Below are 10,073 nucleotides of genomic sequence, written 5' to 3'. Positions count from 1 at the left end.
AGTCCGGCGGCTTGAAGAATCATTGGTGTGAAATATGCTGTCAATCAGCTTGTCAAAGTGCAGTTTGCTGATGAATTCCTTTATTAGGAGAAGACCAGCATCGGAGGATAAATCACCTCCGTCAAAATTTAATTTAAAACGCTTATTGCTTTCTAAGGTTGTGTAATCTAAACTAGACATATGAAGCCTCTTTTTTGTTATGTTTTTGGATTCGACACCTAAAATTGTAACAGAATCGGGGCTTTATTAATACCCCTAAGGCTTCACTTATTGGGTGAAAGCAATATGCAGTTTAAATGCAGTAACTATGCGGCTTTGTAATTAAGCCGTGAATAATTCAGGTTAAGGTAATAAAAAATAATGTATAATAATTAAGTTGAATAAAATGTTTTTTTAAGCGAGGAGGATATGTATGAAGAAAAAGTTTGGCATTAGGGAAGTTGTAGCAGTGGGCATAGGAACCGCTCTTTTTGTGGCTCTTACGTCTGTTCAGGTTCCGCTGGTTGTTATCCCTAATACGGATCTTCAGCCCAGAATGGCTGTTATGGCTTTCTTTGCTACGGTTTTTGGACCTATAGTTGGGGGAATTATAGGTTTACTTGGACATGCGCTCGGAGATGCTATCTTTTGGGGCTCTGTATGGTGGAGCTGGGTTATCCCGGATGGAATTGTAGGTGCGATCATCGGTATATTTGCTAAGCAGTATGCTGTTAAGGATGGTGGCTTTACAAAAAAGAGCTCTATATCTATTTTTAACGGTGTTCAGATTGCTGCAAATGCAATTGCATGGATTGCTGTTGCACCTGCACTTGATATTCTGATCTATGCTGAACCTGTAAATAAAGTCTTCACACAGGGTGCGTTTGCTTTCCTTGGAAATATAATCATTATCGGTATCCTTGGAACTCTTATTATTGCCGGCTATTCCAAGATTGCAGAGAAATCAAATAATCTGTCATTGGAGGAATAATCATTAAGTGAGAGAGCCTATAATTGAGTTTAAGGATTTTTCATTTAAATACAAATCTCAGAAGGAGCCAACTCTTAAGAATATTAACCTGAAGATTTATCCCGGTGAAAAGATCCTGTTCGCAGGACGGTCAGGCTGCGGGAAATCTACGCTGGCTCACTGCCTGAATGCACTGATCCCGGGATCCATCCAGGGTGATATCAGCGGTAATCTCCGAGTTTGCGGTAACGATCCCGGCAAGCTCGGAGTTTTTGGAATGTCCAAAATCGTAGGAACTGTGCTTCAGGATACGGATGGTCAGTTTATAGCTCTCACTGTTGCTGAGGATTTGGCGTTTGCCCTTGAAAATGAGAACACACCTCAGGACGAACTTTTTGAAAAGGTAGGAGATGTGGCTAAAAAGCTTGATATTTCCGATCTTTTAGAGTGTGCTCCGGGTGAACTCTCCGGAGGCCAGAAGCAGAGAGTATCTCTCGGTGGAGTAATGGTCTGCGATGTCAAAATTCTTCTTTTTGACGAGCCCTTGGCAAATCTGGATCCTGCCACCGGAAAGAGAACCATAGAGCTTATGGATGATCTGTGTAAAAACGACGACATGACCGTTGTGATAGTGGAGCACAGAATAGAGGATGTTCTTCACAGAGATATCGACAGAGTAGTTGTTCTTAGTGAAGGTGAGATTGTAGCGGACATGACTCCCGATGAGCTTTTGTGCTCTGACGTTCTTTCGACCCACGGTATACGTGAGCCTCTCTATATTACTGCGCTTAAGGCTGCGGGGGCTGACATTACCCCGGATACTCATCCGCAACATATAGAATCGATGCTAATCGATCCCTATAAAGAAAATGTAATACAATGGTTTCATAAGACAGAGAGACAAAAGAGCGAAACCTGCGATGATACGATCTTAGAAATTGAGAACCTCTGCTTTAGCTATGACGGAATTAACAAGACGGTAGACAATGCCAGCTTCAAGGTAAAACGCGGTGAGCTCTTTGCTCTTGTGGGTAAAAACGGTGCAGGAAAATCCACCCTGTCATCACTTATCTGCGGTTTTAATAAACCAAACACCGGCAGGATTTTACTTGAAGGAGCGGATATAGCAGAACTTTCCATAAAGGAGAGAGGCGAGAGAATAGGCTATGTAATGCAGAACCCAAATCAGATGATCAGTAAGACCATGATATCTGAGGAGGTAGGGCTTGGACTTTTTGTAAAGGGAGTTCCCCAGGATGAAATAACAAGGAGAGTCAATGAGACCCTTAAGATATGTGGTCTGTATCCCTATAGAAACTGGCCGATATCAGCCCTTTCCTTTGGCCAGAAAAAGAGGGTGACCATTGCGTCAATTCTTGTCATGAAGCCGGAGATCCTTATTCTTGATGAGCCTACGGCAGGTCAGGACTATGCCCATTACACGGATATCATGGAATTTATTCTGAAGATTAAAAAGGCTCTCGGAATAACTATCATGATGATAACCCACGATATGCACCTTATGCTTGAATACACAGACAGATGCATAGCTATGGCTGATGGTCAGTTGATAATGGATGCCAAGCCCTTTGACGTACTTACAGATGAGGCAATCTGTGACAGGGCGTATCTTAAAAAAACGTCCCTGTATGAGCTCTCATTAAAATGCGGTATAGATGACCCTTCTGAATTCACGGCAAGATTTATCGATGATGAGAGGCGAAGAAGGAAGGAGGCGTGTGATGAACAGAATGATATCCTATGAAAACAAGGATACTCCTATTCATAAGCTCAGCGGCTTTACAAAGCTGGTGTTCTTCCTCCTCTGGTGTATTACAAGTGCCATAACCTTCGATACCAGAGTACTTGTTGTGATGATCATTATGGGCGCTATGATATACATCATATCCGGCACAAAATGGGAGCAGGTTTCCGGAGTATTTGCCATTATCATGTTTTTTATGGTGCTTAACATTCTGGGGATTTTCTTTTTCTCGCCCTATGAGGGCTGCAAGATATACGGAAGCCGTACGGACCTTTTGCATCTGTTTGGTAATTACACCATAACCTCAGAGCAGCTGTTTTATGAATTTAATGTACTTATTAAGTATTTTACGGTGATTCCGTCCATATTTATTTTTCTTACGACTACTGATCCAAGTGAGCTTGCTGCATCACTAAACAGGATAGGAATCCCATACACTGCTGCTTATTCTCTGGAGATAACACTTCGCTATATTCCGGATGTCCAGGATGAATTCAGAAGGATAAAGAACGCTCAGGAGGCCAGAGGAATAGAGATGAGCTCCAAGGGGAGCCTGTTATACAGGATAAAGAACACGGCAGTGATAATATTCCCGCTTCTTTTTTCATCAATGGACCGAATAGAGGTGGTAAGTAATGCCATGGAGCTTAGAGGCTTTGGGAAAAAGAAGAAGAGAAGCTGGTATTCACAAAAGAAGCTGACCGCGATGGACTTTGCAACCCTTGCATTTATTATCCTTTTTAGTATAGGTTCATTAGTGCTTACCTTTGCTGATGGAAGCAGATTTTATAATCCTTTTATATGATTATAAGGCTTAATTAATAATGCACCGACATATATAGTGTTAGAATAATTTTATACTATATATGGTCGGTGATTTTTTATGGCAAAACGGTCAATACTACAAAAAGTACGAATAGTATTTATAGCGCTTAGCGTATTATGTCTGATAGTTGCCATATTGTTTCTTAGACAGTTTGTAACTACAGATGATACCAGCTCGATGACTGGACCTGTTTACAAGGGAAAGGTCCAGTATCGGGTTCTTTTGATTGCTTCTTATAATTCCCAGTATTATACGTTTACACCTCAGATTGAGGGACTAAGAGAAAGTTTTGATCCAAACGGCATCGATCTTGATGTCGTGTGTATGGATGCCAAAAAACACAGCTCCGCAAAGGATATAGAGATATTCCATGATTTCTTTGTCCAGAGAGTTAATCTGGATAAGGATTATGACGGAGTAATGCTTGCAGATGATGAGGCGGTTAAATTCGCCATGCAATATAAGGATGAACTGTTTTCAGATATTCCGATCGTATTCTACGGAGTCAATAATCTGACAACTGCTCAGATGGCGGTAGAACGCTATGGAATGAACGGATATTACGAAAATGATTATCTTATTGATACCATAAAGCTTGCCATGAAGCTTATGCCTGATCGTAAGAAGTATTATGGAATACATGACAATTCTCCGGCAGGAATTGCGGATATGGTTCAATTTAACAGGCTAAAGCGGAATAGTACAAATGACTATGAGTTCCATGAGATAAACGTTGCAGACATGCAATTTGAAAAGTTTGAAAAGAAACTGCAGGAGATTCCTAAGGATGCAGTTGTGATTTACATGACCTGCTTTACAGACAGGGATAACAATGTTCATTCAACCAATGAGATGACAAATATTATCGTCAGTAACACTAATGTTCCTGTTTTAAGAAACTATCTAAGTGGGAATATTGACGGTATTCTCGCTAGCTTTGGACTTGATTTTACTTTTCTGTGCAAGACGGCGGCAAATGATATGATCAATCTACTTAATGGAAAGCCCATTGGACATGAAAAGCTTATTGTTGATTCTAATAATAATAATGCCGAGTTTGACTATAGTCTTTTGAATAAATACGGAATAGACGAAAAGGATCTTCCTGAGAATGCGGTTATTTTCAATAAGCCGCTGACCTTCATTGACATGTACGGGAACATTTTCCCTACAATGGGTATGATTTTCCTGTCAATGGTATTCCTTCTTGGGGCTGTATACATAACGGTGCTGTTAGGTAAACTGTCTAATCAGGAGCTCATGGAATCAAAGACAGAGCTTGAAAAATCTCAGGAGAAATTAAGGTATCAGGCAGAGCATGATGATTTCCTGGATATTTTGAACAGGCGAACTGCAGTTGACTATCTGCGCGATAATCTGACGATTAAGAATGTCTATTCAATACTTATGATAGATATTGATAACTTCAAGGATGTCAATGAAACCTATGGTCATCAGATAGCGGATGAGATACTTAAGTATCTGTCCGTTACGCTTGAACGCATATCCGCGCAAAGAGACTGGATGATAGCAAGATACGGCGGAGATGAATTCCTTATCATGGTTCCCAAGGAACAGCTTGAGGAGGATTCTGCCACTATCAATGAAATACTTGAGCTCTTCAGAACGCCCATACCTGTAGGAGATGAGACTATAATCATGTCCTGTAGTGTAGGTATTTCCGTATCTGACGGTGCGACTCTGCCGGATCAGCATATTATCAATTCCGAGATAGCCATGTATGAGGCTAAGCTTCGCGGAAGGAACAAGGCCTTTAAGTATTCGGATGAGATAAAGAAGAAGGTTCGCGAAGAGAATAAGATTAAGGCTAAGATTCTTGAGGCCTTTGATAATGACGGCTTCTTTATGCTGTACCAGCCTCAGATTGATGTTAAGACCAAGGAGGTTACAGGCTTCGAAGCTCTTGTAAGAATGAAAGCCGAGGGTCTTTATCCCAATGTATTTATTCCTATAATTGAATCAAGCGGATGGATAGGAAGACTTGGAAGGGTTACCACAGAGCTTGTTATAAAGCAGCTGGCAGCCTGGAGAGATATGGGCTATACGCTTAAGCCTGTTTCCATTAACTATTCAAGTAATCAGCTTGGTGATACAGGATATGTAGACTTTGTTAAGGAGCTGCTTTCGCGTTATAATATTTCAGGAGAGTACGTTGAGATAGAGATAACGGAAGGACTGTTCCTGGAGAGAACAGAGCAGGCAGAGAGACTGTTTACCCAGTTTAAGGAGCTTGGAATTAAGCTACTTATGGATGACTTCGGAACAGGATATTCCTCACTCGGTTATCTGACGTACATTCCTGTGGATTTCGTCAAGGTAGATAAATCCTTCGTGGACAGCTATCTTGTTGATGGAAAAGAAGCATTCATGCAGGACGTAATCAGACTTGTGCATGACATAGATAAGCAGGTTATCATAGAAGGCGTAGAGGAAAAATGGCAGTTTGAAAAGCTGAGGACCTACGGCGCCGATAAGATACAGGGCTATTATTTCAGCAAGCCTGTTAAGCCTGAGGAAGCGATAGTATTTGATGCCAGTGATAAATAATGGGGATTTACTGGTTTGAGAAATATTGAAAAATTTTGTAGGGGACAATGTTGTGGAAAATAGTAAAAGCTTTGAAGAGTTTAGAAAGAAACTTTTCAGAATAGTATCCGTAGGATATCTGGGGGATTTACCGAGTATAGCTTATGACGTGATTGGAACAGCAGCTCTGATACTTAATCTGGCAGCTGCGTTCCTTTCCACGTTTGCGGAACTGAACGCCTCTTATGGAGCGCTTTTTAGCGAGATTGAGAGATGGACAGTTCTTTTCTTTGCAATCGATTACTTCCTTCGTGCCTTTTGCGCGAAGTGTCTTTTTCCAAATAAATCTGAAATGGAAGCGATCATAGCATATATCTTTTCGCTTTCGGCGATCATTGATCTTCTGAGTTTTATACCATATTATCTTCCCTTTGTATTCCCGACAGGGGCAGCAGCCTTCAGAATGTTCAGGGTTGCAAGGATATTCAGACTTTTCAGGATTAACGCCTACTATGACTCTCTTAACGTAATTACTGAGGTTATTAAAAATAAGGCCCAGCAGCTCTTATCTTCGGTATTTATCATTGCCGTAATGATGCTTGCGTCAAGTCTTTGTATGTATTCACTTGAGCATGACGCACAGCCTGAGGTGTTTAAAAATGCCTTCTCGGGAATATGGTGGTCGGCATCGACACTTCTTACTGTTGGCTACGGAGATATTTATCCGGTTACTGTTTTAGGAAAAGCTTTAGGAATTTTGATCGCATTTTTAGGCGTAGGAATCGTCGCTATCCCTACTGGTATTATTTCCGCAGGATTCGTTGAACAGTACACGAAGCTTAAGCGGATGGGAGATTACGCAAAGTCCATAGACATGCATTTTATAAAGGTTATTCTGAGCACCAGGGATAAGTGGGTTGATAAAAAGATAAGGGATATCGATATTCCTCACGGAGCCCTTATTGCGATGATACAAAGGCGAGGAGAGGTCATCATTCCCAACGGGAATATCGTGCTTGAAGCTGGAGATAAGGTTGTTATAGGTGCCCAGGCTATACAGAATGACACTCCTTTGAATCTGAAGGAGGTAACCCTTGGAGATACGCACCCGTGGGTTGATCATTTTATTAAGGATCTTGATTTTCCAAGGCAGACACAGCTCTTATCTATTAAGAGAGGCTCAAGGACAGTTATCCCTAAGGGCGGGGTGAAGCTTCAGAGAGGCGACACCATAGTAGTTATTTCAAAGGTCCACCTCCCCGATGAGGATGAGATTACAGTATAAAAATAGCAGGCATTCACTTAATGAAAAGTGTTTGCCTGCTGTTTGCTTTTAAGGTTATTCAACACCGCGAAGGGCAGCAGCCGGTACATATTTTTGAACGGTCTTAAGAAAAAGCTGCATATCTTCCTTAGATGGAGATGTGAGAGTTTTGTCAGGAACAGTATCCCTGTCTGTAAACTGCTGAAGGTAATATGCTTTTGCACCCTCGATCCATTTACCTATTTCCTCAAAATCAGAAACGTTGTGATGCTCGTGGATCACGGTGGTTCTGAATTCGTAGTCTATTCCTGAGTTCATTATGAGGTCTATTGATTCCTTGATGGTATTTACATCTACTGTCGGAAGTCCGCTTGTAAGTGGATACTTTGCCGGCGAGTTTTTTATATCCATGGCAATATAGTCGATCAGGTCTTCTGATAAAAGGCTTTTTACCACATGCGGGTGATTGCCGTTTGTATCAAGCTTAACAAGGTAGCCCATGCCCTTAATCTCTGATATGAGAGAGGGGAGCTCCATGTAGATGCAGGGCTCGCCGCCTGTTACGACTACTCCGTCGAGAAGACCTTTTCGCTTTTGTAAAAATGAAAAGAGCTCCTTATCATCCATGATTGGAGCCATACTACCGTCTACAATTTCAAAATTATGACAATATGGACAGCGAAAATCGCAACCGCCTAAAAAGACGGTTGCGGCAACTTTTGACGGATAGTCCAATAATGTCATTTTTTGTAAGCCATGTATTTTCATGATGCCTGATTAAGCTCTTTCTTTGTTACGTCCGGAAAAAGGTTTGCCTTGTAAAGTGCCGGGCGAAGTGCGTTATAAAGTACAACTGCAAGAAGTGAATTGATCACTGCATTTATTATTGTAGCATAAGTTGTAACTGCAACAAGAGCACCGATTGCTGCTTCAGCTTTTTCTGCATTGGGAGTAAGGATTGTGTACCATACATATTTAAGTGAGGGCTCGAATACGCAATTAAATGCAAGTCCTGCAATAGCAGCGATTATGGACCATTTTAAAATATAGGTCTTCTTGTGATCCTCAGAAATCTTAGCAATCTTGTGTGCTACGAGACCAACAACGAGACCGATTACAAGCTTGCAGATAAAGGTTCTGGGAGCGGAGGCAGCGTAGCCGGAGATGATATCAGCAAGGGATAAGCCGATGGCTCCGGCAAGTCCGCCGTACAGTCCTCCTAACAATAAAGCGCCGAGTACTACAAATGCATTTCCGAGGTGAACCTTAGTACCTGAGGCATTTATAGCGGGAAATACAGCATAGCCTACATAGCAAAGCGCAGCCATGAGACCTGCGTATGATATTTTTGTGATCTGATCGTTTTTCATAATGTCCTCCATCCTTCGTTAACTTTTTTATTATTTTCCGTTGACTAATTTGTTTAAAATAATATATCATCAAACTGGTATCATTAAAAATATCAGATTTGGATTTTTTTATATAACCAGAATAAAAATTGATAATTATTCGAAAAGGTAGACGATATGGAGAAGGTAAAAAGATACCTGAAGGTGTACGAACAGGTAAGGGAAGATATCATAAACGGAAGATATACTGTAGGAACGAAGCTCCCTTCAAAAAGAGTTATGGCTGAGGCAATGGGCGTCAGCGTCATAACAATAGAGCATGCTTACGAGCTTCTTGCTGAGGAGGGGTACATAAGTCCCAGGGAGAAAAGCGGCTACTTCGTAAGCTTCGATGATAAGGAAATTTACACCGGAGTAAACAGTAAGTCTGTAATACATGCTGAAAATAGAAAAAACAGTGCTGTAAGAGCAGATAAAAAGCCGGTTGGCAGCTTTTCTAAAGTAAATGCTACAGATGAAATAAAGTCTTCTTCACTTAGCGTTCCCAAATTTTCATATTCTATATATGCAAAAACCGTAAGAAGGGTGCTAAGTGAGTACGATTCATATATAATGAACAAGTCGCCCAAAAACGGGACCGAGGAGCTGCGGAACGCCATCACCGGTTATCTTGGAAGATCAAGGCGCCTTGTGGTGTCGCCGGATCAGATAATTGTGGGCGCCGGAGCTGAGTATCTTTACGGGCTTATCGTGCAGACCTTCGGGCGGGATATTGTCTACGGCGTAGAGAGCCCTTCATATCAGAAGATTGCCAAGGTTTATACCGCAGGTGGTGCTGACATCCATATGCTAAAGCTGGGAAACGATGGTATTGAAAGTGAAGAGCTTTGGAATTCGAACGTTAAGCTGCTTCATATAACACCCTACAGAAGCTTTCCAAGTGGAGTAACAGCTTCTGCTGCAAAAAAAAGAGAGTATCTTAAGTGGAGCAGAAAAAACGATGCTTATATAGTCGAGGATGATTTTGAATCTGAATTTACTCCCAGCAGAAAACCGGAGGAGACCATCTTTTCACTGGACGAGGAAGGCAGAGTAATGTATGTAAATACCTTTACAAGAACCATTGGAAGCTATGTGAGAGCTGCTTATATGGTGCTTCCGACGAACCTTCTTTCATTTTTTGAAGAGAAGACAGGCTTTTACGAGTGCCCTGTGCCAACGCTGGATCAGCTTGTTATAGCATCACTTCTAAACAGCGGCGATTTTGAAAGACATATAAATAAGGTCAGAAGAAATAACAGAAAAAAAGAAATTGAGAATAATTCTTGATTTAGGCTTATAATAAAAGGGGGATAATGATAACACTTAAGGAA

General features: G+C 41.3%; 9 protein-coding genes. 6 read left to right on the top strand and 3 right to left on the bottom strand.

Annotation, left to right across the window (positions count from 1 at the left end; translation table 11 throughout):
• The coding region (locus G587_RS25530) for a transposase (RefSeq protein WP_026492675.1) at positions 1 to 180 on the bottom strand (180 nt) is incomplete at its 3' end.
• A gap of 232 nt (positions 181 to 412) precedes the next feature.
• Here G587_RS25530 and G587_RS0113390 point away from each other — a divergent pair.
• The 5 genes from G587_RS0113390 to G587_RS0113370 all read left to right on the top strand — a co-directional run bounded on the left by G587_RS0113390 (position 413) and on the right by G587_RS0113370 (position 7,372).
• A complete protein-coding gene (locus G587_RS0113390) occupies positions 413 to 970 on the top strand; it encodes an ECF-type riboflavin transporter substrate-binding protein (protein WP_026492674.1) in 558 nt (185 codons plus the stop codon).
• A gap of 7 nt (positions 971 to 977) precedes the next feature.
• The gene (locus tag G587_RS0113385; protein WP_026492673.1) at positions 978 to 2,714 is read left to right on the top strand and encodes an ABC transporter ATP-binding protein; all 1,737 of its coding nucleotides are present in this window, start codon (positions 978 to 980) and stop codon (positions 2,712 to 2,714) included.
• Complete coding sequence (locus tag G587_RS0113380) at positions 2,692 to 3,519, top strand: energy-coupling factor transporter transmembrane component T family protein (protein ID WP_026492672.1); 828 nt, start codon at positions 2,692 to 2,694, stop codon at positions 3,517 to 3,519. Before G587_RS0113385 ends, G587_RS0113380 begins: the two co-directional genes overlap by 23 nt.
• Before the next feature lie 78 nt (positions 3,520 to 3,597).
• The gene (locus G587_RS24570; RefSeq protein ID WP_081673540.1) at positions 3,598 to 6,108 is read left to right on the top strand and encodes an EAL domain-containing protein; all 2,511 of its coding nucleotides are present in this window, start codon (positions 3,598 to 3,600) and stop codon (positions 6,106 to 6,108) included.
• A gap of 52 nt (positions 6,109 to 6,160) precedes the next feature.
• Positions 6,161 to 7,372: an ion transporter gene (locus G587_RS0113370; RefSeq protein ID WP_026492670.1), complete on the top strand. Its 1,212-nt coding sequence runs from the start codon at positions 6,161 to 6,163 to the stop codon at positions 7,370 to 7,372.
• A gap of 54 nt (positions 7,373 to 7,426) precedes the next feature.
• On the opposite strand, the gene G587_RS0113365 is transcribed toward G587_RS0113370, so the two are convergent.
• Both G587_RS0113365 and G587_RS0113360 read right to left on the bottom strand, forming a co-directional pair.
• Entirely contained in the window at positions 7,427 to 8,119 is a 693-nt protein-coding gene (locus tag G587_RS0113365; protein WP_026492669.1) for an anaerobic ribonucleoside-triphosphate reductase activating protein, read from the bottom strand.
• Positions 8,116 to 8,721, bottom strand: coding sequence for an ECF transporter S component (locus G587_RS0113360; protein ID WP_051201036.1), 606 nt, complete (start codon positions 8,719 to 8,721; stop codon positions 8,116 to 8,118). Before G587_RS0113360 ends, G587_RS0113365 begins: the two co-directional genes overlap by 4 nt.
• A gap of 156 nt (positions 8,722 to 8,877) precedes the next feature.
• Between G587_RS0113360 and pdxR the strand changes: the two genes are divergently transcribed.
• Entirely contained in the window at positions 8,878 to 10,029 is a 1,152-nt protein-coding gene (pdxR, locus tag G587_RS0113355) for a MocR-like pyridoxine biosynthesis transcription factor PdxR (RefSeq protein ID WP_026492667.1), read from the top strand.
• The last annotated feature ends 44 nt before the right edge of the window (positions 10,030 to 10,073 follow it).

Origin of the sequence: Butyrivibrio sp. XPD2002 (assembly GCF_000423945.1) — a bacterium.
Taxonomy (GTDB): domain Bacteria; phylum Bacillota; class Clostridia; order Lachnospirales; family Lachnospiraceae; genus Butyrivibrio.
The sequence above is the reverse complement of the archived record's forward strand: the minus strand, read 5'-3'. Positions and strand labels throughout refer to the sequence as shown.

Coding starts and splice junctions, on each gene's coding strand:
- pdxR (WP_026492667.1), top strand. CDS start 8,878: ATGGAGAAGGTAAAAAGATACCTGAAGGTGTACGAACAGGTAAGGGAA.
- G587_RS0113360 (WP_051201036.1), bottom strand. CDS start 8,721: ATGAAAAACGATCAGATCACAAAAATATCATACGCAGGTCTCATGGCT.
- G587_RS0113365 (WP_026492669.1), bottom strand. CDS start 8,119: ATGAAAATACATGGCTTACAAAAAATGACATTATTGGACTATCCGTCA.
- G587_RS0113380 (WP_026492672.1), top strand. CDS start 2,692: ATGAACAGAATGATATCCTATGAAAACAAGGATACTCCTATTCATAAG.
- G587_RS0113390 (WP_026492674.1), top strand. CDS start 413: ATGAAGAAAAAGTTTGGCATTAGGGAAGTTGTAGCAGTGGGCATAGGA.
- G587_RS24570 (WP_081673540.1), top strand. CDS start 3,598: ATGGCAAAACGGTCAATACTACAAAAAGTACGAATAGTATTTATAGCG.